This window comes from Eisenbergiella porci (assembly GCF_009696275.1).
Classification (GTDB): domain Bacteria; phylum Bacillota; class Clostridia; order Lachnospirales; family Lachnospiraceae; genus Eisenbergiella; species Eisenbergiella porci.
The window spans coordinates 55195-79621 of record NZ_VUMI01000017.1; the positions used below are offsets into that span (position 1 = coordinate 55195).

Sequence of the window (24427 nt, forward strand, 5' to 3'; positions counted from 1 at the left end):
TGAGATAAGTAAGATGTCCAATACAATCAACAATTCCGTACACGGCGTCCTTGATGGGTTATATTGGATAAGTTATATTGGCTGTGTCTGGATGAATCAAAATTACCGGAACCTGCTTCTTCCGTGCATACCGGACACACTGCATTGTCCCGGATCGCAGATTTCGCTCATCATCATAAACCGCCACCAGGTAGCTGGCCTGATCCACCATGTAGCAATTCCGCTTGATATAACTCTCACGGCAATCCTCGTTTCCAATGACTTCTTTCCTGCTGCAATGTTGCAGGATGAACTCCATCCGGCGCTTGCTGCGCTGATCCCACTTGGTGTCATGGCCGACAAACGGAAGGGCTACGATCAATTCAATATCACCATATCCTGGCTGCTCCTTCAAGCGGAGAATTTCTTCCGCCGCCCACATATCTACTCCCAGAGCGCCGCCAACATAAAAGCGCCGGACAGATTCTTCATCATGCAGTTTCTGAAAAACCTCCCGCATGGCTTTTTTAATTTTTTTGCAGAGAGAGTAATCCTCCGCATACTTAAATTTGAAGCGGCTTGGACGGTGCCCAGTAATGGCACAAGCGTATGTTTTTTCCAAAAACTTCACCCCACTTTGACTTTCACGCATATAAACAGAAAATAACGCAATTAAAACGGCGTAAAGCGGCATATTAGCAATATTATAACACATACTATGTTCATTATCCAGGCGTTTCATCTGCTATCCTTGTATGTAGCGAGGTGAGGATATGGATGAAGAATTTATCCGCAATCGGATCACCGAATTGCGTTTGAAAAAGGGCGAGTCAGAGTATCAAATGAGTTTGGCTTTAGGGCAGAATCGGAGTTATATTCAAGGGATTTCATCCGGTCGTTCCCTCCCGTCAATGGCTCAATTTCTGAAAATCTGCGATTACTTTGAGATCACCCCGTTGCAGTTTTTTGATACCGAGGCAGTCAATCCCCAACTGATCCGAAAAGCAATGAACGGAATGAGAAAACTCAAGGACGAAGATCTGATTATGCTGATTGGCTTTATCAACCGGCTGCAATCCGATGACTGACGGCAGGGGTTACGGCCCCTGTCCGTCTTATTTTTTGCAATTTGGGGCCAGCCATTACTTTTTTCTTCATCCGTAAGTATCTGTTTACCTGTACGGTTCAAGGGGGTATAAAAATGGACTGCCCCCCAGTCCACATACAAATCGGGCGGCAATTCTGCCGCCCGATTTTTGTTTCAAAGCCATCTGCAAAGGAGTAGGAATCCGCTGTCAGCAAAGTGGCAGACTGCTCCCCAGGTGTAGGATCAGGGGCTTCACAGGCATCCGCAGGGGCGCTTTCCGGCTGCACCGCCGGGGGTTCATCAAACGCATCATCTTCCGGCACAGGGACATTTTCCGGCTCGTCAGGGCAGGGCAAGTCAGAGCATAAGGTATAGAGGTTGCTGGTCTGGCCGCCGTTCTTACGCTCGTCAAACCGGGCCTGCTTGACGATATATCCCGCTTTCACCAGCTCATCCAGCGCCCGCTTTACAGTGGACACCCCATAGCCGCACTTGGCGGCTATGGTCTTGATAGAGGGAAAACACTCGCCCTCTTTATTGCAATGCAGAACCAGGACTTGCAGTACAAGCCGCGCTCTTGGTTTCAGGCCAGAAGAAAACGCTCTCTCCATATACTCAAACTTTGCCATATTCCAATCCTCCCAATCATGTCTTACTGTTACAGGCGCTTTTCTCCTGCAATATACTTCTCCATCAGCGGCCGGTAGATCTGCCCGTTGACCCGTTTTGCAAACAGGTCGTGGGATGCCGCCGCAATCTGCACATCCTCCCCAAAGAGTTCCGTACAGTATTCCTGAATTTCCTGCGGTACACAGATCGCTACCGGGCGCACTTCCAACGAACCGCACTCGGACAACGCCTTGTGGAACGCCGGAATCTCATAAGGCAGGACACTCCCGCACAGGAGCCGGTGATCCGCGTCACGGAAAATAGAGGTGGGTGTCTGCATCACACCGCAATCATAGATGATAAACTGATACGCCTTATCCAGCTCATTGGTCAGGTAGCAGTCGATCCCATCAATGGTGTAATGCTCCCCATCCGGCGCCGCTTCGTAGATGTTCAGCAGGAGCTGCAAGTGGCGGTTCTGATTGACTTCGATATACGCCACCTCCGCACCTCTGGCCGCCAACCAGGACGCCAGGTTAAAGGCCGTCACCGTTACGCCGCTTCTGCGCTGCGAACCGGCCACGGCAATACGGATATTCCGGGCGTTCCAGCGGTACGGAATGATCTCATCCGGCTCCGGTGCTTTCTCACGCTGAGTAGCTGGCTGTTCGTAGACGGGAGCCTTTACCACATACCGTTGCATCCCATCCTCGGAAAGCGCTTCTGTCAGCTCGTCCAAGGCGTCCTCCATCGTTTCACCCGTAACCAGATTCACAACACCGATGGACAGTAACCGCTGTACCTCGCCGTTCACATCCTCGCAGCCGGAGAGGATGACGATGATCCGGGCGGAGAACATCATCTGAAAGGATTGCAGGGCAAGGGTAAAATCATTGCCGCTTTCCTCGATACACGCCGCATCCACCACAAAGAATTTGGCGTTAGCGTAATTGCGCATATCTTTGGTAACGAAACTTTTCAGGCTGAACCGGCCGACCAGTTTCTTGGCGGGCAGAGTCATATTCCGCACAGCGGCGTCGATCAGACTGCTTTTCTGGTTACTCGTCAAGTATAACAGCATAGGATTCACCTCCCGTATTTTCAACGCTGGTTTTGTCATCCGCCCCACCGGTCAGCAAGAGGACGATGCCCACAATTACAATCACAATGTAGATAAACAGTTCAATCAGCTTGTTTCGGTTATTCATATCGCACCCCTTTAGTAGATCGCCCACAAGGGACCGCCTGCTGCGGCGCCCTTTCTGGCCTCATCCAGAATGATGGATATATCCCATTCCTGTTCGCTTCGCTTTTTACTGGCAGGATCGGCCACCAGGATTTTTCCTTCAGAGGTCACTCCACGCAGCACCATAAAGTGACCGCTGGATGTGAAGTGGCCTTTCGACATGAGTGCCACAATCAATTTCCCGGATGCCAAAGCATCCACCACAGCTTGCGGGTCATCGGTGCTGATGCTTTCCCATTGAAGCCCAAAGCCCTCCGCAGCCCCCGGTATCAACGAGTGATAGGACCCGTTGCCGGAACACCAATAGCCGTTCTGATACGCCCATTCTGCCATTGTGGGGGGATCAACGGTCTGGTCTGTCAGGCTGGATACCACAATCGCCATAGAGGTCGGGCCACATCCATAACCGCCGATATTATCGGTTCCATACGGAAGATCGGCCCAACGCTCATCCAACTGATTGTAGTAGACAACTTCGGTTGCCCCATCCGTAAAGATGACACCCTCATAGCTCTGGCCGCTACCGTCTACATAGTCTTTCTCATAAATGCCGAGCTGCTGGTTGTAGCCATATTCTTTCTGAAAATCCTCCACTACGCTTACCTCATCTCCAATCAGCCATTGGGACAGCACGGAAAAGGGGCTGGTAATGAGATACAGAATGAAGGCAATCAAAAGCAAAAGCCCCAGAACCGGGGCCAGGATCAGAAACAGGATTTTTTTCCGGCTTTCGGAGTCGGTGGCGGCTTTTGCTGCCACCTGCGCCAGAATTTTTGCAGTCAACGGATCAACAGCCAAAAAAATCACCTCCATCATCAGTCCGGTTCCATACCGGGGGTCTCCATCATCTGCTCCATTTGCAGATTGAACGCCTCCCGCCGCTTACCGGCACTGTCGTCAATTTCAAACTCTTTTTCGCCTTTATCATTTTCCCGGATAGATACCATGCAGTCTCCATTGGCGATGAAGCAGGCCGTAAAGAGCGCCCGAATCGCCGGGGCGGGCATCCGTGAAATCTCAAAGGGGGTCGCGGCACACTTGCTGTTCCAGGAAAAGAGGTTATAGGCGGCATCCGCCGTTATCTTCATCCAGTCATAGTCAAATTCCTCTTTCCGCATCATCTTGTCAAAGCTGATCCCCTCTGGGCAGAGGTAGCGATCCATTTTTTCAAAAAGAGCCGGATGAGAAGCCATCAGGAACAGGGCAGCATGGTAGGAAGCGTCCAAATCACCGCCCCGACAGCGTATGGCTGCCATCTTGTTGACCAGGTGTTCATATCGTTCCGCATGATTCATCTGAAAACCTCCTGCGTGAAATAAGTAAGGCGGTCGGGATTGCTCCCGGCCGCCACCGAATTACCGGCCGCCAGCCTTGCCCATATAGGAAAACTTGTAAGCCGGAATCTCAAAGTTTACATGAAGTCGCTTGGACCCGATGATAAAGAGCGCGTGTCCGCGCCGCTTGCTCTCCAACAATTCCTGCTCCGCGTCCGTCAGGTTATAGAGGTCTGTGGTTTCCTGAAGGTTTTTGCCGTCGCAGCCCATCAGGATTTTATAGCACGGAATATCCAAAAGGGCCTGCCCGTACATTTTGACCTCCGGGGCCAGGAAATCCACCACGGAATGAGAAATGATTGCCAGTCCAGCTTCATACTTTCTTGCCCGCTTCTCCACATTGCGAAGGAACACCAGGGATTGCGGAACCTGCGGGTCGATCATCAGATATGCCTCGTCACATACCAGCAGGCAACGCTCATTCCGGTCGCGGCTCATTTCCTCCCAGCACCAGCTCAACAGGTTCAGATACTGCGTGCGCTTGACATTATCCGACGCATTTTGCAGGTCGTGGGTATCCAGGCAAATAAACCGGGAATTGGCTTCCAGCGTGGTGTGGCCGTTCCACAGAAAACTGTCGCTGCCCGCTGCGGCATCGTACAGCAGCATTGCCAGATCACGATATACCAGATTCTCCTTGTTGGCCTCCGCTTTCTTTTCCAGCAGGGCGTGAAGGTCGGACAAAATGGGGAAATCCGTGGCCTTGAGCTGCCGAATATCCGTTTCCCAGAAGATGCCGAACTGGTTGTAGAGTTCAATGATCGTCTGCTTGAGAACCGCTTTCTGCATATCCGTCAGGCTGGGCAGATACAGGGAAAATTCAATCTCCAGCGTTTTCATATGCAGCGCCATATCAGACATTCCGTTTCCTTCATCGGTATAGAGTTTGTCGGTTTCATCGTCATCGTCACGGGGCGCCGGTCTGATCTGCAAGAGATTGGACCGGCCGTTCTTGCCGCCGCCAGCATTGAGCCAGCTTCCGTTCAGGTTTCGGCACATATCCTTGTACTCGGATTCCGGGTCGATGCACAGGATTTTCGTCCCTTTCATGTATTCCGAAAGCATGATGTGCTTCACAACGGTACTCTTGCCGACACCGGCCACGCCCATAATCACAAAGCTGCTGTTGGTGCGGTCGTTCCCACGTTCCCAGGTGTCCAGGATGACCAGACCGCCGTTGCTGTCCTTTGCAAAATAATAGCCCCGGCCATCGTTGTAGCCGGAGCTGGCAAAGGGAAAACCGCCCACAAAGGTACTCATGGGAATAATGCGGGACACGATGCTGTCCACCGTGGAGTTGGCCGGATAGGTGGGAGAAATGCTCTGAAACCCTTCCTTTTGGAGATTGGCAAGGGTGCGTACCTTGCACTTCTGGATGTTGAAGGCACTCTCCACACGGCGGCATACCTTTGTGAAGTTGGCTTCATCCTGTGCAATCGGCATCACGGTCAGCGACATCATGGCGACCGTTTCGCCCTCCTGGTCGATCCGCTGCATGATTCTCTCGCCATCCTCGGCGGCTTTCTCGGCGCGCTGCCGGGTCAGCGGGTCTTTGGCGCTGTCAGCGGCGCCACGCTGCTGGACAATGCTTTTGGAGATTGCGGAAATGAGCGCGCCATTATCAATGGGGGTAATCCCCACCGAAACGATTGTGCTGGGAATGTTGGTGATCTTGGAAAGCCACCCCATATCCACCTTCTGCGGATAGCGGATGGCGCCGTACACCTTGCCCAGATTTTCACCGATGACCAGACTGTTCCGCTTGATTTCCAGCCCCATCGGGGTAATGACATTTAACAGCGCTTCATTGACAGGAAACGCTTCTTCTTTTTTCTTAGAACCTAACAATGATCCACCTCCAACTGTTGATTGCGGTAAGGCACCCCAATGTAGTCCAGCACAGCGCCGCACCCCAATTTGTTGATGCAGTAATCATACTGCTGGGGATGCGTCACCTGCATAAGCTGAAATCGGTTCGGCTCATGCTCCAGATGAACGCCGTACATACAATACATACACCCCGATCTGGAAACACCAGTGGTTTTCAGAATCGGGGTGCCGTTCTTCTTGCGGCTTTCAACAATGTCCCCATATATGGGGGCATAGGGAATGCCGGTCATTTTCAGATACCGCAAAATATCTTCTTCCAGCCAGAACGCAAGGGGCTGGCTGAGAGGCCGCTGGCGCTCGAAGCCGTTGCAGCCAAACTTGATCCAGGATTGCTCCCGCAGCTTGCTTTCGCAGACCAGGACACCCGTAATCGGGTGCCGCCCGGACTGCCTTTCAAATTTGTTCAATGGCGCTTTTTTCATGTGGTAACAACACCTTGCCGAAATCTTGAAGGGAGCGTCCAAAAGGTATTTGTAATTCTCGCAGTTGTAGATCGACTTCTTTCCGTTCTTGTCCAGCAGTTCTCCATTGATTCTCGCCAGACGGTAAGGTTGTCCCTTTCTTGCGCCATTGATAACATCCGAGATCTCTTTGGAGATGATCGGATAGCCGTACTTCTCAAGAATCTGAGTGAACGGATAGCGCGGGCGAAGCCAAATAACATTGTCCTTCGTTTTTACGAAATCGCGCAGTTCGGGGTATTCCAACCCCGTGTCAACATACACAGCAGGAATATCAGGGTAGACCCGCCGTGCCAGATCAAGCAGCACGGTGGAGTCTTTACCGCCCGAAAAGCTGATAAAGACCTGCCCATCGTACCGCATATACCATTCCATGATTCTCGTCTGCGTAACTCTGATTTTTCTTTCGAGGCTCCAACCCTGCATGATTTTCAAATCCTGCCGGGTGTGCTTCATACTTAGACAACACCTACACTTTCCAAAATCGGGATCGCAGCATTGATGCGGGAATCCTCCAAATGCACATAGGCGGGGTTGTTGACCAGGTTGCACAGCCGGACAATATCCTGCTGCTCTAAAATCTCGGTCTGAATGCCGCTGTCCGAAAAATATCCGCCAAGCAGCTTGAGCTTCTGAAGCAGATCGCGCTCAACGCCATCGCTTACCCTATCCCAAATCTTGATGTAGAATTGCCGCTCCACAACCTCGCCGGAAAGAGCAAAGGAGCCCATTTCCACGATTTCCTGCTTCAGCAGTTCCTTTTGCTTCACATCGGAAGAAGAAGTGAGTGTGGCAGACAGCTCCGACAACAGCGGAGAAATATCTACCGGGCGGGATACAGCAAGAAGCTGAAACGGGTACTGTGCGCTGGACAGGCTCACCGTAAGCTGCTTGGCAATCAGCCGCTTTTCGTTTTTGCTGAACAGTTCTGTGCTGATCGGGTAGATCTTCAGATATGCCAGAGCCAGATTGTCACGGGTATAGAGGAAGTTCCCCCGAATATCCTTCACATTCACAAACTCATTGGCGGTGATCTGGGCCAGTTCTTCCTTGTCCTTGTTCTTCGATTTTTTGTGTTTGGCCGACAACTTCAGAAAAATCAGCGTCCCACCGCCCAGCAGCGCACAGACGCAGATCATAATGATCGGCAAAAGCAATTTATCGACCTCGCTTTCTTTGCCATAAAAATAGGCCCTGCTTTTCAGCAGAGCCATGTGTTACAGTTCCAAATCTTCTTCATCTTCACTTTCTTCGCCGTACCCAAAATCCAACTCGTCCGATTCAAAAGAAAAGCTGTGGTCGGAGATGCAGTCCAGGGCATCGCTGGCGTTCAGCTCATCGAAATGCTCTCGGAAGAATGCCAAATCATCCTCGTCGGCGCGCACAGTTTCGCCCTCTCTATAAAGATAGGTCTGGATTTTGGCTTCGATAGTGTCCCCCAGGGGCCACAGCGAAAGGGCCTCGGAGATTTCATCACAGTCCAGCAGTTCATCCAGCCCATCCGGGCGGCCGGGGACAAAATATTCTGTCATCAGAGAGTTAGGGGCATCCAGAGTCACCACCGAAAACATTTTGCTCATCGGTCTGCCTCCATGTCCTCTCCGGCTCCAGTGTCCATGTCCCATCCCTTGCCGAACATGAGGTTCATAAACTCTTTCATGTCGGCGGCCGACCGAACTTCAAAGGATACTGCTGTGGGGGTCGGCTGCGGAAAATACTCCTGATACATGGCGATCTGTTCATCGGTCAGAGAAATGCCCCGCCCCTCCGGGGTATCGCCGTAGAGGAAAAAAGTCCCGTGAATGGTATCCGGCCCGTACTGTCGGTTCTCCGGCAGACCTGTCAGTTTCCCGGACGCATTGCAGCAGAGAACCGTTTCGCAGGGCAGAGGAATACACTCAATATCCCCGCCCACAAGTTCCTGCCGGTGTTCCAGAGAATCCTCCAGCATGGCCGTATAAGGCGTGCGCCCAGGTTCAAACACCATAATCCGAATCGTTCTGTTGTCGTTCATATCCATTCTCCTTTTTTACGGATTGCCCGGTGCGATATGCCAATCATCATAGAGGGAGCCGCTGATCGTTACATCATCGGTGAGATTCATGGCGAGCATCCCCGCAGGCGTCCAAATATCCATCACATGAGTATTGACCGTGTAGCTCCCGTCCGGGAACCAAACCGGCGAAAAATGCACCCGCTGGTTGTAGGTACTGTAAATGTTTTTGGCGAACTGGAACCGCGCCGTTGTTCCGCTGGTGAGCCGCTCCAACAGCCGCCAATAGGTTCCATAGCCAAACTCCGGGAAGTAGGATACGGCTGTCTGCCCATAGGTATAATGCGACAGCGGAGCAGAGGTACTGACGGTTGCCGTAACAGTATTTGTTACACCATAGCCCGACTTCATCAAATCACCCGATGCGGTAGGAACTTTTTGGTCTGGCTCGATTCGGGTAGTGGCTGTCATGCTGGCGGAGTAATTGTCCCGGAAGAAATCATACCAACCTTCATCTACCCAATATCCTGTATTTTTACCTGTACTATGCCACACCCAATAGGGGTGCCATTGCGCCCACCAGACACTCCAGGCGGCATAGGTTTTGGTTTCGCGGCTTGGGACGCTGCTGGCCGTCCAACTTCCCATCGTATCGGTGGCTTTCGGGTCGGGCGGGTCGTTGCCGGAGAGATCTACCACCTTTGCCCGAATGGTGCTTTGGCTCAATGAGCCTTTGTTGGTGCTGACATAGATGGTAATATCCTGCGGCTCCGACGGTGTATGCCACTTTACCCAGGCAATCTGACTATCCCCCTCCGGGATCACAATATTGTTCATCCGGTAGGTGCTGCCGTTGATTGAGAAGGATACCGTGGCCGGGCTGTCAGGATTGATCTCCGATCCCGCATAGAGCGTTACCGGCGTGATGACATCTGTATCCACACGATACTCGTAGTCATAGTCGGTTGGCTCCGGCTGTTCGGGCGGGTCGGTAAACCATACAATACCCATACCCAGATAGGTGATAATAGTATCGTTGGAACAGGTCTTATTGGTAGCCCCTGTATAGGCCTGAAATCCCATATCCGCATATTCCAGGAACATAGCCAGCGGCAGGTTTTTATGGGTCAAACTCGTCATGGTCTTACGCAAGGACCCGCCTGCCTGATTATCATAGAGCGCGGCTTCATGGGCAGTCATGGCCATCATAATTCCGTTGTGCTTAAAATAGGCGATTGGCTCCAAAAACAGCTTGTACTGTCCGCCAATCAGTTCCTCGTATGCGATTCCGGTCTGCTGCGCCACCAGTTTTACCGCATACTCGGAGCAGAAGTATTTCTTGATTTCTTCTATGCTGGCTTTCTTGCTGCCAGTGCTTATAATACGAGGCAACGCTATATCTGGCTTTTTACAGGTGTATCCACCTGTATTTGGTGAAATACTGGCACCGTTGGCATACTGAATTTTGCTGACCTTTCCAAAATGAATCTTGATGGTTGGGGTTTGGCTGGATACATCAAATGGGGTAGACACTGGCTGCCCAGATTCCGCATCTACGACGGTGATGCGCACCCCCTCATTGCCAGGTGTCCAAGAGTTTTGTGAAGTCCCATCACCCATGCTGCCGCCACCGCCGTCCACATTTCCGCTTCCTCCGGTATCTGCCAGGGCGCTCATAGGACAAATGCCCACCAGCAGCACAAGTGTGAGCAATACTACAAATATCCGCTTCAAAAACGCACCTCCAATCAATTTAGTTGAGGACAAAAAAAGAGTACGGTATCGCTACCGTACTCTCCGGGCTTGTTATCAGCCCATGTTGCCGACCTGTTTGTTTATATCTCCATCGGAATGAACATTCTCCTGAACGGTGCCGCCGCCCTCGTCGGTGATCCAGCCAAAGCCCTCCAGATAAATGGACCCGTTCTGTGTGTCGCCGGTCTGGGGCTGGTTGCTGTCCGGCTCATGCACAATCGGCTCATCCTTTTCGCTGGCCGCCTGCTGTTCCTCCTGAGAAGGCGCCGGGGGCGGAGTGGTTTCGGGTTTCTTTTCGCTGTCGGTCAGGTTAACGTCCACCTGATCTTCTTCCTCCACATCCAAAACAGCGTCAGTCTGGTTCTGGCTGTCTGTTGCTTCGGGTTTCGAGGCGTCCGGCACCACTACCAGCGGTTCACTGGAGCTACTGTCCGGGGTATTGCTGCTATCCATATCCTCGGCAGATACATCCGAGGGGGTGGATGCCGGATCAACGGTTGTGGTCTGCCCACCCTTGCCCAACAGCACTGCGGCAATCACAATTACCACAACGGCGGCTGCGCCAAGAACGGCCAACAGCTTCTTGTTTTTTGCACTCATTTGAAAACCTCCTTGTGCGGTGATTTTATATTAAAATGATGGTAATATTTCTTGCCATCATTATACCATTTGCACAAATACGGCGTCCAGGTGTGATTCCTGCCAAATATTTTTTTGCGCTATGGAAAAGCGGCAGGGCGAAATACACAAAATTAAAACCTGGGAACATATTTGGCGTTGAGTTTCATGGTGATCTGCATGGGGGGCAGATGCCCGAACCCAAAGGAAAGCGGCACATCAACGGTGATCGTTCCTGTGACATTGAGCTGCGTAATGCCATCCGGCACAGACGGGGCCAGCGGAGCATTTTCTACATCCAGTTGCAGGTCGTACAGTCGATACTCCAAATTCTCGCCGCTGTACTTTACATACTGCCCGCCCTCGTATTCAATGCCCAAAACATCTTGCAAGCGGGCGTACACATTGCCGCTGGTAACATTCTGTGACCAGGACGAACCGGCAAGCTGGTAGCCACCGGAGTAACCCTCACGCAAACCGGCATAGGCTTCATCCCAATTCTCGGTGACTGCATCTACAATGGCGGACTGGACGGAATCGCGCACCCCCTGTGCAACGATCATCAAGCGCATATACTCAAAGGTCACACAGACCAGAATCAGGCAGCAGAGGACAACAGCCAAAATCATCGGTACGCCTTGCCCGGATTTGCTTTTCAGGACTTCTCGAATCTTCTTCACTTCCAATACACCTCCGAAGTCCCACTGGCCTTTGCTGTCAGAGTGACAGGAAAGGATGCAAACTCACCGAACAGTCCGATATTGACGGTGGTTGTGAGGGTCACTTCCACCTCGTTGCCGAGCTGGATTTTTCCGGTGTTGCTCCATGAGATATTGGGGTCAAGTCCGGTTTGCTCCCGCAAATCCGCCGCTTTTGCGTTTGTAGCAGAGCCAACCTGCCCATTGATTTCCGCAGTCCGAACCAATTCGTCCGCAAAAACATCAAGGTTTTGCTTTGCCACGAACACCGGCGCAATGCGGACCACCAAAGCCAGAACCATTGCAATCGCCAGGACCAGGACACACACATCTACAAAACCCTCGCCCCGTTTGTCCTTCAGAAGTCGTTTCACGCTTTCACCACCTCCTTTAGAACAGGTCGCCAAAGGCTTCCAGCACCACATAGCCCAGAACACCCAGATACATCAGCAGGAAACAGCCCAGCAGCATGAAGGAATACTTGCGCATTTTCCCCGGCTGCTTCATGGCCTCCAGTTTCAGTTTTTGAAGTTCCAACTGCTTGAAGGTCATAGAAAGCATCTGGAAATACATGATACCGTTATCGCCGCGCTTGACCGAGATCAAGCCGCGCACCACATCGGACAGCATGGTACTTCCAATCCGGCTCTCCATGCGGGTGAGTGCGTTTTCCTCGTTGCCGGATGCCATATCCGCAATCGTGATTTCCAGTTCCCGCTTCATGGCATGACCGGCATTTCTCTGGTAGGATTTCAGGATGTTCAGCACATCACGGGATGCCCTGAGTTCCTGTTCAATGGTGTTTACAAATCTGGGCAGCTCGGCTTCGATTTCTTCCCGGCGCTGCTGAACGATCTCGTCCGCTCGTTTCTGTTCTTTGAAGTAAACTGCCACCGCCAGAAACACAATGACCGGCGCAAGGATCGGGAAAATCAGAAGAGCCGGGATAATCAGCAGAGCAATCAGCCCAGCCTTTACCCAGGCCGCCGCAATATAGGTTTCCGGGGACATTTTAATTTCAGCGGATTTCAACTGCGCCTCCAGCTTCTTCCGCTTATAGTTGTCCAGATGTACCAGTGGCGAAAGCCGCGCCGCCATATCGAACAGGACAGCGTTGATGCTGCCTTTCTGTGACTTCCCACGGCTCGTTACGGTCAGAACCGCCTTTGTGCTTGCGGAAGTCGGCAGCCGGAGCAGCCCGGCCAATAAAAAGAACGCTCCCAGGACAAAGAGCGTCCCAAAGCATAGTAAAATGAGATACAAAACTCGCGTCACCTCAATTCTTTGTAATAGAGCCGTTTGGGGCCGGTGTTGCGGCTGTCGGCTCTGGGGCGCCCCGGCACATTCCAGTTCCCGCCGCCTCGCAGTCCCGGCGCACATTGCCAGCCGGAAGCCCGCAGGCTGGCTCCGTTTTCGGTTGCCAGGGTGTAGGTGATGATTTTCTGATAGCCCATCAGCTTCGCAATCCGGGCGCACCGGCTGTAAAGGAAGCTGCACCCGTTGTCAATACCATCGGTGCAAAGCCGGGTCACTTCCGCTGTTTTCCCATCATCCAGTCGGCGGGCAACGGGGCGCCCCACAATCGCAACTCCATGAACGGCGTCCAGATCGTCTGCGACAGCTACGCAGAATTTACAGCCCTGCACACGACCGTTGTGGCGGTGGTGCTTTTCAATAAAAGCGTTTGCTTCTCGCAAAGTGATCGAAATAATCTTCGTAGCATTCGCCTCCCAATAAAAAACGCCCACCAGATGGTGAGCGTTTTGGGTCAAGTGTCTTTTCTTAAAATATCCAAGTATTCAGAGTATGCGTAAATGCGTGTTTTTCCAGCCTGTTCACTTTGTTTCAGGATTCCTTTTCCCTCCAGAACGGCCACGGCTCTTGCAACTGTATTGTAAGCCACATCTAAAGCATGAGAGGTTTTTTTGATTTCAATGATTGGATTGGCCTCTAAATAAGCAAACAGTCTTTTTAATGTATCAGCCTGCCGTTTTGCCACACCGTCCATGAGCAGCACCATATTTTTATCATGCAAGGCTGTCAGTTGGTCGATTGTGTGGATGGCATCCTCCGCCGATTCCATGACTGCCTGCAAAAAGAAGTTAATCCATTGCTCATAGTTTCCTTTCCGACGAACCTCTGTCATGCGGTCATAGTATTCGATGCGGTTCCGTTTTAGGAAGTAAGAGATATACAGCGCTGGAGTCGTCAAAATCTTCTTTTCCATCAGAAATAGCGTGATCAGAAGCCGTCCCACACGCCCATTTCCGTCCAAAAAGGGATGGATGGTTTCAAACTGATAGTGAATCAGTGCTGCACGAACCAGAGGGTCCAAACTATCCTCCGAGTTCATGTATTTCTCCAAGTCTGAGATGGCTTCATTCATATCCTCTGGATTGGGTGGAATATATCTTGCGTTTTTCAGTGTGCTTCCCTGACCGCCAATCCAGTTCTGAGAGAATCGGAACTCACCGGGATTTTTTTCTTGTCCCCTGACACCTTCCATCAGTACCGCATGGGTTTCCTTTATCAAACGGTTACACAGAGGAAGTCCCTGAAGGCGCTTTATGGCAAATTCGCTTGCCTTAATGTAGTTGATAACATCCGCCACATTCCGATTGGCATTTTCGTCCAGAAGCGGGTCAAGTACATCATCAAGTGTCGCCTGTGTACCTTCAATCTGCGAGGACAAAAGCGCTTCTTTCCGCACATACATGGAAACAAATAAGTCCATATTTGGAATACGGGCGGCAAGTCCCTCCAAAAGTGCAAGCTGCCGGTTTGCCTGTATTAAAATTGTTAAGCCCTCATTTCCTAAATCAACGGGCGGTGCAGGTGGCAGCGGAGCTGGGACAAATGATTGATAGGCCATCTCGCCGGACAGATTTGACTTGAAATAGCCTGCTCGATTTTCCAAAACCTTCAACTCCCTTCGCATTTTCAAAATCACAAGTGGAAATTTTAATGCTTATTATACCACTTTTATTTCCACTAATCAATAAAAACAGAAATACAGGTTACTTCATATTTCCGCAAAATGCGACTAACGGAGTTTTCTGGCTGGGTTTCACGATGGATATTTCCACTTATCGTTTGTATTCCACAGGCTTGGTGAGCCGAATCACCGCCGCAAACGAGATCAGCAGCACCAGCAGACACACCGCCAGAATCCCTTTGCCAAAGCCCGTATTTACAAGCACATCGTACCAGTCTTTGTTCAGGAAGTATAACAATGGGATGTTGCCAATGAGCAGGAACGCCATTGTGATAAATTCCTTGAAAGGCTCATAAAGCAAATAGTCCAGTTCCGCCGCAACAATCCGCATATCCGAGAGTTTCCCGATGATCGGGGTGAGCGTGCTTTTCAGGCTCTTATCGTCCTGACAGGCGATTGCGGCATCCACCCATTCCCGAAACACATAATTGTCCAGCTTGGGCTTCATGTTGGAGAGCGCCTGTTTCACATCGGTGCTTATCATATTGGTTTCGGCCAAGAAGCCCCGGAACACATCTGCCACAGGTGGGTTCAGATAGTGAATGTTTTCTTCCACAGCGGTTATCATGCTTTCGCTGCGCAGATAGGAACTTGTGATGATAGACAGTCCGGTTTCAATCTCGTTGTTCATCAGCTTTTTATAGCTGTGAGAGGTGAACAGGACATACCAGAACGGGAGCAGGCCCATCCCGGCCGCCAAAACCGGCAGCATAAAGTAGTTCTGAATCACAATACAGATCACAGCGCCCATTGCCGCCAGGAACAGCGAAAAGGCACAGACGGCGGCAAACTTTCCACCCTTTCCGGTGAGGATCAGCATCTCCCGTGCTTCCAGCACGGTTTTACGGATGCCCTTCGGCTCTTTGGGGTGGTTGACCTGCTGGATTCGCTTGGAAATCGGCTGTCGCCGCCCAGAAAGCGGCTTGGTCAGTTCCTCCGCAAAGGTAAAGGGCGTCATACCTAAAATGAGGAAGATACCCGTCAGCATCCCGGCAAAGGCCAGCAAAATCAATAGAATCACGCAGTTTCCTCCTTTCCAGTATCCAGTTTTACACCGCCACCAGCGATACGCTCCAGCAGACGGGGCGGCATACCGTTTTCCAAAAGCCGCTTTTGCAGGCTGGCCGAGATCGTGGATACCTTTTGAAACTCGCCATGCACCTTTACCTTGCCATCTTGGATAGAGGTTTCCGACACATGATAGCGGTAGAGGGTGTGGAGCTGCCGGGTGCCGTCCTCCAGAATCTCACATTCGGTGATCTCCATGACACGGCGGCTGTTGTCCTCCAGCTTCTTTACAAACAGAACGATGGGAAACGCTTCCGTCACCAGGTTATACAGGGTTTTATCGCCCATGTCGTATTTCTGGGTACACAGCGTCACCATACGGTAATAGGTTGCTTTGCAGCTATTGGCATGGGTGGTGGTGATAACTGCGTGGCCGGTGCGGGCCGCCTCCTGTGCGGCGAATGCCTCGGCCGATTTCATCTCACCGACACACACAATGTCCGGGTTACAGGTCAGGGCAAACTCCAACAGGCGCTCCTGATCGTAGTTCTGCTTGGGATCGTCAGAAAAACGGGTAACGGTATGGACTACATTGTTGATGACATTTCCTTCGGCATCCTCTTTCACAAGGTCAAATTCGCGGCACCCGTTTTCAATGGTGAAGATTCTCTTTTCGTTGGGAATGGTGGAGAGAATCCAGCTCATCAGCGTGGTTTTACCGCTGCCGGTGGAACCAGTCACACAGATGGACAAACCAAACCGGAGAACTTCGGCCAGAAAGTCCAGCATTTCGGCGGTGGCTGTCCCGTAGCCAATGAAATCATCCCGGCTCAGCTTCTTGGGATTCACGATACGAATGGATGCAGCTACGCCCTTTTCTTTGTCTGTGAGCGGATTCCCCAGGACTGTGATACGGATTTTATTGGAGAGATGGCCCACCACACCCGGCTGGCTGTTATCCAGGATCATGCCGGACTTATGAAGGAGTCTGCGGATTACATCAACAGCGTGCTGGGGGGTCTGGAACCGCTCTTTGGTGGGAACCACACGCCCATCCGCATAGGTGATTTTTACATCTTTCCACGAATTGATGTTAATTTCCTCCACATCATTTGCGAAAAGATAGGGCGTCAGAAAGGAGAACTCGGCCATTTCCGTATAGAGTTTGGCAATCAGTTCCTCATGGCTCATACCCTCAACGCCCAGACTGTAATCGTTGAGATATTTTGCAATGTATGCGGTGATCTGCTGGTGCTGTTCCTCCGGGTTATCGGTAATCAGGGTCGAATACTTACTGGCGAGATATTCCTGAATCTCTGCCAGCACTTCGGGAAATGTCCGCTTGTTCCTGCTGGTATTGAAGAACAGGTCAATATTACTTACCATCTCCGAACACCTCCCCGGCAATGGCGGCAATGACCGGCTCATAGGTCTTGGCCTCTTTACCGGAAAGCGGTTCCAGCAGCTTCAGCGTCGCCGCCTGTTCCTCCAGCGAGGGAAGATACGGCAGCCGGTATTTCACACCGCCAAAGGAGTTCTCATATTCGCTGCCGCCCTGATAAGGGCGCGTGTTGGACAGCGCCTTGATGTGCTGTTCCGGCTTGAACTTTCTGTCTGCGACAAGCGGAAGATAGGACGAGAAGTAGGAGATGGCCTTCAGGTCACAGCTGCACACCCGCAGCACATCATCCGCCACCTCCAGCGCAGTGGTCGCCAGCACATTGCCGGTCAAAAGGCTGGTGCAGTCCACAATCACATAGTCTGCGATGTGCCGCAGCAGGACCAGCATATCCACCGCCTTTTCCTTGCTGTACTCCGCATGGGTAAAGACATTTTCACCGGACTTGTAGCCCAAAAAGCTGATATAGGGGTTTTTCTCACAGGGAACGCAGGTCTTGAGGACCTGTTCCTGTGTCATTCCGGGAGCCGCCAGCAGTTCACCCACGGACACATCCGGCAGTTTCTTTTCGCTGACCACAGCCGGAAGCGTGGGCACCGTCACATCGGTAAACACCAGCACCACATTTTTCTTCCGCTTGGACAATTCCAGGGCCAGTTTGACCGCAGTTACGGTTTTCCCACCCCCAGGGCTGCCCCACACGGCAAGCATCTGTTTTTGCTTATTCGCCATCGGTATGCTCAACCTCCTGTTCCTCTGCGGGTTTATTGCCGGCCGCATGATCACCGGTGCTGTCGGCCGCATTGTTGTTATCGGATATCTCACCCTGTTTGCCATCCTGAGCTGCGGCATCTTCCTCCGGCTCCACAAAGAACTGATCCTGAGCTGCCAGGAACTTCTCTGCGTTCTCACGGGTTCCACGGTACACAAATGCCAGGTGCAGACTGTTGGATTCCTCCAAATGCGCAAGGAGCTGTGCCTGTTCGGTGTTTACCAGCAGAGTAATAGTGGACGGAAGAGATTCTTCAGGGTTTTCTTCCTTGTCATTCTGGGGCGCCTGATATTCCTTGTCGGCGCCGGAACTCTGGGTTACAGCCAGGACCTCTACATACTTGAGTTCCGGGGGTTGTGTAGTTTCTTTGGTATCTTTATCGGTTGCAAAGAGCATGATAATGTCGCCCGCTTCCACCTTGCCGGAACCACCTTTGGCAAAAGTGGGAATAGTAACGGAGATCGCCACTTTGGAACCGTCCAGGCGGGTCAAGTATTCGTACTGCGTCAGCGGGTCAGAAGAAAGCCAGCTGGTGTTTACATCTGTATTTTTACGAAGTTCCACATCGGTATATCGGCCTACTACCTCGTCAAGTGATGTGGCAATGGCGTCAGACATACCGGACGCGCCTCTGGTGTAGACCTCCACCATATCTGCTGTAATATATGTGCCACGGGGAATCACCTCGGCTTTCACCCGTACCGCTTCGGTCTGGGCCTTCAAACCCGCATTGAAAAGGGGCGTGATGCCAAAGCAAACCAGGACGGCCAGCAGGATACAAACCGCACCGATAATCGTCCGGTTTCTGAAAATATTCTTGTTCAAGTTGATACCTCCATTTGTTCAGATTACAGCGGCCGCAGCCGCCAGCCAATAAGCAGTTACGCCGCCAATGCAGAAGAATGGGGCAAGTGGCAGCCGGATGGAAGAAAAGTCCTGCCTGCGTATTCCAAACAGCGCTATCCCCGTCAGCACGGCCAGGATCAGAGATAAAATGCTGTGTAGCAGACCAGGCCACACGCCCAGAACAAAGCCGCAAGCCCCCATCAGTTTAATGTCCCCACCGCCAATGGAAAGGGCTTTTCCATGTGTCAGCAATGCGGCCAGCAGGTAAGGACCTCCCGTAACAAGAAGCCCCGCCACAGAAGCGGCGGGGCGCAGTTCTATCAAGCCACAAGCGAAAATCATGGCCGGAATTAGATTGGGAATCTCTCGTTCTTTTATATCCCAAAGTGCGGCAGTTGCCAACAAAAGTCCAAATACTACCCCCTTTACGATCAGAGGATTCATAGTTCCATATCACCGATCCACTCCAAATCCGGGTTGTCCAATTCCTCGCCATGCAAATCATAGAAATACCGCAGTTCCGCAGGTGGCTCGCCATTGACATCAAACTCATGGCGGCGAAGTTCATTTAGTCGTTTTCCCGCCACTTGTTTAGCTGTATCGTAGATTTGCTCTAAATCCAGATAAGAGTAATCAATTTCCATCCATTCTGTGTAGAGCGCTGCCAAAGGCTGCTGGTAAGACAACAGAACATCTATTTCCCACTCATTCAGCCCATTCTTCAGATGGCAAAGAAACTCTTCCTTGACAATTTTCTCATAAGCGTGGTCAAGAATTTCTTTGGGCGGCAGGGCGGCGAGTTCTTCCATTCGGGCGTCAAATTCCGCTTTGGCCCGCGCATAGAGCAGGTCACCCCGGTACTCAGCGCCTTTGTCCTGAAGGAAGTAATACACCACTTCGCTGATATTGTTCGGGTTCATGCAGCGGTCCGGGACAGGGGTGTTACGGAAGGACCATGCCGATTCCAATACATTTTCCATCGAAAGCAGCATATCCCGCTGAATATCACACAGCGGAATATTCGCCAATTCATCCCGGATTGCAAGCATGGCCTGAAGCTGCTCAAAATACGGATCGCCGGAAGAAAGTTCCTCTGGTGGCCGGGCAAAACGATGGATTTCCATTCCCAGCTTTTCTTTTAATGCGTCAGTGTCCAGTACAAATCACCTCCATCACATCATTTGTCGATAGAATACGGCGATGGCGGTCATTGCGACCGCCATGCCGACGAAAATGGGCCATGGGTTCCAATTTTTACGAAACATCGTATTTACACTCCATGTTCCAATGCCTTCTGTGCGGCAAGGATTTGTTTCCCAATGGCGTAGATCACAGGAACCGTCACGGAATTACCAGCTTGCCGGTATAACTGATTGTCGCTGTTGACCGCCTGTGCCTTATCAAACATTTCGTCCGTAAAGCCTTGCAGCCGCCAGCACTCACGGGGCGTCAGCCTGCGGATCAGGCCGCACCCGGCAAAAGCTGTGCCTTGATTGCAAGAGGTTTCCAGCGTCGTGGCAATGCTTTTACCGACCCGTCCGCGCCGCGTCTTGCTCTCCGGGAAGGATAGGTTGATGCTGTCCCCGCAGCGGGCAACCGCATAGCCCTGCTTGGTGGCTTCCCGAATGTGCATACCATAGGGACACTCATTGCAGTCTTGAAATAGCACTCCATGCCGATCCTGCGCTGTAACGGTGAAAGACGGTTCCCCGCAGTTTTTGATTCTCCGTCCGTTTTGCCGTTTTTCTGCCCGATCTGGGGTCACGACAGCACGGCAGCCATAGAACACCCCGGAGCTGCCACCCCAATTACTGATGGTGCGGTTATAGGCGGAGAGGATGCAGCGGGCTTCTCTGGTGAGTTTCGCCTTTCCAGTGCAAATGTCCACAAAGGACAGAACCGCATCCTTGTCTATCCCTGCGGGAGATACCAAAACTCCGGAGTTATCACCGCCACGGTTGGTTATTCCGCAGTTATACTTGGCCTTGATACAGCGGGCGTGATCGGTCAGCTTGGGATTGCCATTGCAGAGGTCAACGAAATACAGCCCAGTCTTTCCGCCCCAGCCACCAGACTGTGCGGCCATGGTCACACTGACACCTGCTGGATCATAAACACGTTGTCCCTGCATCCCGCCTATGAGTTGGATAAGAGCTTTGCCACTGCCTGCGGGGACAGGAAATATTTGGGGTCTGCGTCCGGCTCCAGGATGTCGGCAAGCGACAATAAACACTCGCTCTCGATTTTGAGGGGGGCCGAAATACTTTGTATTGAGCAATCCGTATTCGATATAATAGCCGAGTGAGGCCAGCGTATCGAGAACGGTCGCAAAGTCCCATCCTCCATGAATGGATAGGAGATTCTTAACATTTTCAAGGACAATCCATGTGGGTCGATTTTCAGGACTTTGGCCTTTGACGAGTTCAGCAAGTGTAAAAAAGAGTCCACTTCTTGCTCCGTCAAGCCCTCGCTGGCGGCCAGCGACCGAAATATCCTGACACGGAAATCCTCCTGCCCACAGGTCTGCTCTGGGGAGATCTGCGGGGGCGACTTTTGTGATGTCGGCTGCATACCATTCATCCTCCTTTACATCGTGAATGGCTCTGTAACTGCGGTCGGCATACTTATCAATCTCACAATGCCCCACACAGCGCATCCCGCATAGCTCAAAGCCCTTGCGGAAACCGCCGATGCCTGCGAAGAAATCCAGAAATGTCATCTGTTCCATCGGCAGCCTCACAGTTCTGCCGTCATATCCTCGTCAAGCCCATCCTGCTCGATCTCATCCATGTAATTGGGTTCTTCCTGTTCGTCCTCAAGCTCCATCAGCTTAACAAAGACGGCGTTTACAACGCACGGATCAACCTCCGTGACATATCGGGTGGTCGGGTCTACCTGATACGCTTTCCTCGGCTCTCTTGTGTCGGGGAAATCCGTTTTGTCTGCCCGGTCAAGCACGGCCTGATCGAACCGTGCGTCCCAATCGGAAAACTGGATGGTGCGGGACAGCACATACATCGCCCGTTCTGTTCCATAACAGCGCACCAATTCTTCGATAAAGGCGTCCAGTTCACGGATATTAAAGGCAGTCATGGCCTTATCCTGAATGAAGTTGCGGCAGGACAGATTGATGTTGTAGCTGTCACACCAGAGAGCCGCTTCATCCTTTCGGTCGGCTTCTTCCAGCGAGGGGTAGTAAACTGGAATGGTTGCGTACATCACTCAAGCCCCCATTCATCCCCGTAGCGATACGGGTAAATTTTCTGCCCGCGCAAAAATCGGACCAGGTTTTGCACCTGATCCACCACGGACAAATTGCTTTGGTCTTTGGTCGTCATCATCACAGAGCCAAAGATACCGGCCAGAACAAGGATAACGGTGGTTGTCACATTCCCGGTAAAGAGCCAGGCCAGCGCCGCTATGCCTCCCATCACCAGAGACCCCACAATGGATTGAAAAAGCTGTTTTTTCCCAAAACCGGTAAACAGTTCGGCCTCCGGCTTCACGCCCAGCGGGATGTAGAGTTTCAAATCTTCTTCCATTTGCACCTCCCATTAGGAATAGTAGTACAGAATCAGGTCTTTGATCTGCCAGATGGATTCCGCAATGATATAGAAGATCACCGTGTTGCGGGCGCGCTTTTTATACTGCGCCGCCTGTTCCTCGGCTGCGGTCAACCGCACCATGCAGTAGATGAAACGGGCTGCCGCGCCAACGCGCACAAGCAGGATGATGGCATTTGAAATATCGTCCATCGTCACCAACGGCCATCACCTCACTTTCCCATTCCCTTGACCATCTGCACCAGCCGCACAGAATGGTATGCGTTATTGACAATGGCGCCGCCGCCACCGCCTCCGGTTGTGATAATGAAGTCCTGAAGGAACTTCGGCGTCCGCACCGCCAGAATCATGCAGGCCACGCCCCAGAAAATGTGCATATTCATCATCAGGCCAACGCCCAGCTTGGCAAGCGCAATCTGAATGATTACGGAAAGTGCAGACTGAAAAAACTTGCTCATGTAAGGCTTGAACACGCCTTTGTCATTGTCGATCAGCCCGACGCAGGCCAGCGGCATCCCCACCCGAAGAATCAGGATTTCCAGCCCCCGCATGAGAAACTGGAAATAGAGGATAAAGTACACGATGACAAATACCAGCCCGAAAATCGCCGTGACCAGTCCCATCGTGGAAATCCCGGATACCCAGCCCGCCCAATCGTAAGCGGTGGCAAGGCCAATGGCCTCCAACATTTTGTTGCTCATATCCTCCACAACATCTGCCATCCAGCCATACATGGTAGGAAAGCAGATCGCTACGGCCATCGCCTTAAAGAAATTCGTGAGAATAGCAATGGGTTCCTCGTCGGCATCCCCATCCGACCACAGCACATAGGTTTCAAAGCCTTTTTTCAGGAATTTCAGCACGATCAGGGACACACCGAAGCCAAACACAATATCAAACAGAGCCTGAAATAAATCGACTCCCGCCAATGTGGACATATACTGCTCGGCATACAGGGTAAGAGGGATGATCCCCTCCATCAGTCCATCAATGTAGGCGATGGCGCCGTTGAGCAGAGCAACGATCAGCAGTACCAGAATATATTCCAATCAGCGGCCACCTCCTTTCCGGGGGGCGGCATTGAGCCGCCCCCATCATGGATTGGAATATGAAATACCATCAGGAAACTGCGGGTTCCTCGTTTTGTACGGCGGCCTCATACGCTTCCAGCACAGCAGCGGACAGCTTCTCCCGCAGCTCCTTCGTCATAGGGAAGCAATGCTCCACCCATTCGCCCTTGACATTGCGGCGGCTGGGCAGGGACACAAACAGCCCCTTTTCGCCCTCGACGACCCGCACATTCTTCACCAGAAAGCAATCGTCCAGAACCACGCTGCACACCGCCCGCAGTTTGTCGGGACCGGTAAAAGTCTTTTTGATTTCTGCTTTGAACTCCATTGAAAAACCTCCTGTTAAAAATATGGGCGGGGCTTATCGCCTCGCCGCTGCTTCCGATCAGCCGCCGTAGTTGAACATATCCTTGATGCGCTGGGTGATGGTGGGCAGCACGGTGTCATCCACGATCAGGTACAGACCGCCCAGAATCAGGGCACCAAGAACGATGGAAATCAGCACGGTAACAGCTGTATCGAGTGTTCCCTGACCGGTACGGTCAGTCAGCGCCGCCGCCGTGCGGTCAGCCAGCTCATGAGCCTTCTGCTTGGCGGTCCAAATAGAAGTCATCGCCTTGATCTGCGTGTTACGAATAAAGTTCGCCATAATTTTTTCCTCCTGTAAAGAAAATAGTGTATTTAGCAAGGCGCGGAAATCGCCTGTACTACGGGATGTATCCCTGCTTACTGGTAGTAGCCGAGAATCAGGTTCAGGGTGGCGGAACCGAGTACGGCGCCGATGCAGGACACCACCGCCACCACAATGCGGTTGTTCCACTTTTTCTGATCCATCTCATCGGCCATGCCGCGCCGGATGCAGAAGTAGATGATAAGCAGACCGGCCACAACCGGCGCCAGCACCATCAGCCAGGTTGTCACATCACCGACCAGCTGCTCGGTTCCCTTGACGATCTGGCTTTCCTGCACACCGGCAGCATGAGCCGGTGCGGACATAAAAAAAGAGACGGCAAGTGTGGAGATTCCAACACCTGCTGCCCGGACAGACTGTTTCAGCCTGCCTGCCGTCTGGTTGATTTTCTCTTTCATGCAAGACCTCCTATA

General features: G+C 51.9%; 33 protein-coding genes. 1 reads left to right on the forward strand and 32 read right to left on the reverse strand.

What is annotated here, in order from left to right:
- Nucleotides 1-58 precede the first annotated feature (58 nt).
- A complete protein-coding gene (locus FYJ45_RS12125) occupies nucleotides 59-721 on the reverse strand; it encodes an SLOG family protein (protein WP_330588648.1) in 663 nt (220 codons plus the stop codon).
- A 31-nt stretch (nucleotides 722-752) separates the two neighbouring features.
- On the opposite strand from FYJ45_RS12125, the gene FYJ45_RS12130 reads away from it, so the two are divergent.
- Entirely contained in the window at nucleotides 753-1067 is a 315-nt protein-coding gene (locus tag FYJ45_RS12130; RefSeq protein WP_154464783.1) for a helix-turn-helix transcriptional regulator, read from the forward strand.
- A 97-nt stretch (nucleotides 1068-1164) separates the two neighbouring features.
- Here the strand turns inward: FYJ45_RS12130 and FYJ45_RS12135 are convergent, their stop codons facing one another.
- From FYJ45_RS12135 to FYJ45_RS12280, 31 genes are all read right to left on the reverse strand, one after another.
- Nucleotides 1165-1695 carry a helix-turn-helix domain-containing protein gene (locus tag FYJ45_RS12135; protein WP_154464784.1) on the reverse strand — a complete coding sequence of 177 codons (531 nt, stop codon included), beginning with the start codon at nucleotides 1693-1695 and terminating at the stop codon, nucleotides 1165-1167.
- A gap of 29 nt (nucleotides 1696-1724) precedes the next feature.
- Complete coding sequence (locus tag FYJ45_RS12140) at nucleotides 1725-2756, reverse strand: hypothetical protein (RefSeq protein WP_154464785.1); 1032 nt, start codon at nucleotides 2754-2756, stop codon at nucleotides 1725-1727.
- Nucleotides 2734-2883 (reverse strand): hypothetical protein, encoded by a 150-nt coding sequence (locus FYJ45_RS29585; protein ID WP_021632293.1) that lies wholly within the window; start codon nucleotides 2881-2883, stop codon nucleotides 2734-2736. Before FYJ45_RS29585 ends, FYJ45_RS12140 begins: the two co-directional genes overlap by 23 nt.
- An 11-nt stretch (nucleotides 2884-2894) precedes the next feature.
- A complete protein-coding gene (locus FYJ45_RS12145; protein WP_330588649.1) occupies nucleotides 2895-3737 on the reverse strand; it encodes a C39 family peptidase in 843 nt (280 codons plus the stop codon).
- The gene (locus tag FYJ45_RS12150) at nucleotides 3737-4216 is read right to left on the reverse strand and encodes a hypothetical protein (protein ID WP_154464786.1); all 480 of its coding nucleotides are present in this window, start codon (nucleotides 4214-4216) and stop codon (nucleotides 3737-3739) included. Before FYJ45_RS12150 ends, FYJ45_RS12145 begins: the two co-directional genes overlap by 1 nt.
- Nucleotides 4217-4276: 60 nt before the next feature.
- Nucleotides 4277-6103, reverse strand: coding sequence for a VirB4 family type IV secretion system protein (locus FYJ45_RS12155; protein ID WP_154464787.1), 1827 nt, complete (start codon nucleotides 6101-6103; stop codon nucleotides 4277-4279).
- The gene (locus FYJ45_RS12160; protein ID WP_154464788.1) at nucleotides 6097-7062 is read right to left on the reverse strand and encodes a phosphoadenosine phosphosulfate reductase family protein; all 966 of its coding nucleotides are present in this window, start codon (nucleotides 7060-7062) and stop codon (nucleotides 6097-6099) included. Before FYJ45_RS12160 ends, FYJ45_RS12155 begins: the two co-directional genes overlap by 7 nt.
- A gap of 2 nt (nucleotides 7063-7064) precedes the next feature.
- Nucleotides 7065-7820: a hypothetical protein gene (locus FYJ45_RS12165; protein WP_321170222.1), complete on the reverse strand. Its 756-nt coding sequence runs from the start codon at nucleotides 7818-7820 to the stop codon at nucleotides 7065-7067.
- Nucleotides 7821-7823: 3 nt separating this feature from the next.
- Nucleotides 7824-8186, reverse strand: a complete 363-nt coding sequence (locus FYJ45_RS12170; RefSeq protein WP_154464789.1) for a hypothetical protein — start codon at nucleotides 8184-8186, stop codon at nucleotides 7824-7826.
- Nucleotides 8183-8620, reverse strand: a complete 438-nt coding sequence (locus FYJ45_RS12175) for a DUF3846 domain-containing protein (protein ID WP_235930776.1) — start codon at nucleotides 8618-8620, stop codon at nucleotides 8183-8185. Before FYJ45_RS12175 ends, FYJ45_RS12170 begins: the two co-directional genes overlap by 4 nt.
- A gap of 15 nt (nucleotides 8621-8635) precedes the next feature.
- Nucleotides 8636-9991, reverse strand: a complete 1356-nt coding sequence (locus FYJ45_RS12180) for a hypothetical protein (RefSeq protein ID WP_321170223.1) — start codon at nucleotides 9989-9991, stop codon at nucleotides 8636-8638.
- A 417-nt stretch (nucleotides 9992-10408) separates the two neighbouring features.
- Nucleotides 10409-10954, reverse strand: a complete 546-nt coding sequence (locus tag FYJ45_RS12185; RefSeq protein WP_154464791.1) for a DUF6550 family protein — start codon at nucleotides 10952-10954, stop codon at nucleotides 10409-10411.
- Between the two features lie 152 nt (nucleotides 10955-11106).
- The gene (locus tag FYJ45_RS12190; RefSeq protein ID WP_235930777.1) at nucleotides 11107-11658 is read right to left on the reverse strand and encodes a hypothetical protein; all 552 of its coding nucleotides are present in this window, start codon (nucleotides 11656-11658) and stop codon (nucleotides 11107-11109) included.
- A complete protein-coding gene (locus FYJ45_RS12195) occupies nucleotides 11649-12044 on the reverse strand; it encodes a DUF4320 family protein (protein WP_321170224.1) in 396 nt (131 codons plus the stop codon). Before FYJ45_RS12195 ends, FYJ45_RS12190 begins: the two co-directional genes overlap by 10 nt.
- A gap of 16 nt (nucleotides 12045-12060) precedes the next feature.
- On the reverse strand, nucleotides 12061-12933 hold the full coding sequence (locus FYJ45_RS12200) for a type II secretion system F family protein (protein ID WP_154464793.1): 873 nt from the start codon (nucleotides 12931-12933) through the stop codon (nucleotides 12061-12063).
- Nucleotides 12934-12941: 8 nt separating this feature from the next.
- Nucleotides 12942-13442, reverse strand: coding sequence for an XF1762 family protein (locus FYJ45_RS12205; protein WP_321170225.1), 501 nt, complete (start codon nucleotides 13440-13442; stop codon nucleotides 12942-12944).
- The gene (locus tag FYJ45_RS12210; RefSeq protein WP_195841795.1) at nucleotides 13439-14587 is read right to left on the reverse strand and encodes a Fic family protein; all 1149 of its coding nucleotides are present in this window, start codon (nucleotides 14585-14587) and stop codon (nucleotides 13439-13441) included. The genes FYJ45_RS12205 and FYJ45_RS12210 overlap by 4 nt, the downstream gene beginning before the upstream one ends.
- Before the next feature lie 169 nt (nucleotides 14588-14756).
- Entirely contained in the window at nucleotides 14757-15686 is a 930-nt protein-coding gene (locus FYJ45_RS12215) for a type II secretion system F family protein (protein ID WP_321170226.1), read from the reverse strand.
- Entirely contained in the window at nucleotides 15683-17059 is a 1377-nt protein-coding gene (locus tag FYJ45_RS12220) for a CpaF/VirB11 family protein (protein ID WP_154464795.1), read from the reverse strand. Before FYJ45_RS12220 ends, FYJ45_RS12215 begins: the two co-directional genes overlap by 4 nt.
- A complete protein-coding gene (locus FYJ45_RS12225) occupies nucleotides 17049-17804 on the reverse strand; it encodes an AAA family ATPase (protein ID WP_154464796.1) in 756 nt (251 codons plus the stop codon). Before FYJ45_RS12225 ends, FYJ45_RS12220 begins: the two co-directional genes overlap by 11 nt.
- Nucleotides 17794-18669 carry a Flp pilus assembly protein CpaB gene (cpaB, locus tag FYJ45_RS12230; RefSeq protein ID WP_154464797.1) on the reverse strand — a complete coding sequence of 292 codons (876 nt, stop codon included), beginning with the start codon at nucleotides 18667-18669 and terminating at the stop codon, nucleotides 17794-17796. The genes FYJ45_RS12225 and cpaB overlap by 11 nt, the downstream gene beginning before the upstream one ends.
- Nucleotides 18670-18687: 18 nt before the next feature.
- On the reverse strand, nucleotides 18688-19134 hold the full coding sequence (locus FYJ45_RS12235) for a prepilin peptidase (RefSeq protein WP_154464798.1): 447 nt from the start codon (nucleotides 19132-19134) through the stop codon (nucleotides 18688-18690).
- Complete coding sequence (locus tag FYJ45_RS12240; protein WP_154464799.1) at nucleotides 19131-19814, reverse strand: DUF3848 domain-containing protein; 684 nt, start codon at nucleotides 19812-19814, stop codon at nucleotides 19131-19133. Before FYJ45_RS12240 ends, FYJ45_RS12235 begins: the two co-directional genes overlap by 4 nt.
- Nucleotides 19815-19960: 146 nt before the next feature.
- On the reverse strand, nucleotides 19961-21418 hold the full coding sequence (dcm, locus tag FYJ45_RS12245; RefSeq protein WP_154464800.1) for a DNA (cytosine-5-)-methyltransferase: 1458 nt from the start codon (nucleotides 21416-21418) through the stop codon (nucleotides 19961-19963).
- 8 nt (nucleotides 21419-21426) lie between these two features.
- Nucleotides 21427-21909, reverse strand: a complete 483-nt coding sequence (locus FYJ45_RS12250) for a DUF3849 domain-containing protein (protein WP_154464801.1) — start codon at nucleotides 21907-21909, stop codon at nucleotides 21427-21429.
- Entirely contained in the window at nucleotides 21909-22232 is a 324-nt protein-coding gene (locus FYJ45_RS12255; RefSeq protein WP_154464802.1) for a hypothetical protein, read from the reverse strand. Before FYJ45_RS12255 ends, FYJ45_RS12250 begins: the two co-directional genes overlap by 1 nt.
- 12 nt (nucleotides 22233-22244) lie before the next feature.
- The gene (locus FYJ45_RS12260; protein ID WP_334296510.1) at nucleotides 22245-22445 is read right to left on the reverse strand and encodes a mercury transporter; all 201 of its coding nucleotides are present in this window, start codon (nucleotides 22443-22445) and stop codon (nucleotides 22245-22247) included.
- Between the two features lie 20 nt (nucleotides 22446-22465).
- Nucleotides 22466-23302, reverse strand: coding sequence for a conjugal transfer protein TrbL family protein (locus FYJ45_RS12265; protein ID WP_154464804.1), 837 nt, complete (start codon nucleotides 23300-23302; stop codon nucleotides 22466-22468).
- 70 nt (nucleotides 23303-23372) lie between these two features.
- Nucleotides 23373-23651, reverse strand: coding sequence for a SpoVG family protein (locus FYJ45_RS12270; protein WP_154464805.1), 279 nt, complete (start codon nucleotides 23649-23651; stop codon nucleotides 23373-23375).
- 57 nt (nucleotides 23652-23708) lie between these two features.
- On the reverse strand, nucleotides 23709-23972 hold the full coding sequence (locus FYJ45_RS12275) for a DUF6133 family protein (RefSeq protein WP_154464806.1): 264 nt from the start codon (nucleotides 23970-23972) through the stop codon (nucleotides 23709-23711).
- 77 nt (nucleotides 23973-24049) lie between these two features.
- Entirely contained in the window at nucleotides 24050-24412 is a 363-nt protein-coding gene (locus tag FYJ45_RS12280; RefSeq protein ID WP_154464807.1) for an Mbov_0395 family pilin-like conjugal transfer protein, read from the reverse strand.
- Nucleotides 24413-24427: the final 15 nt, after the last annotated feature.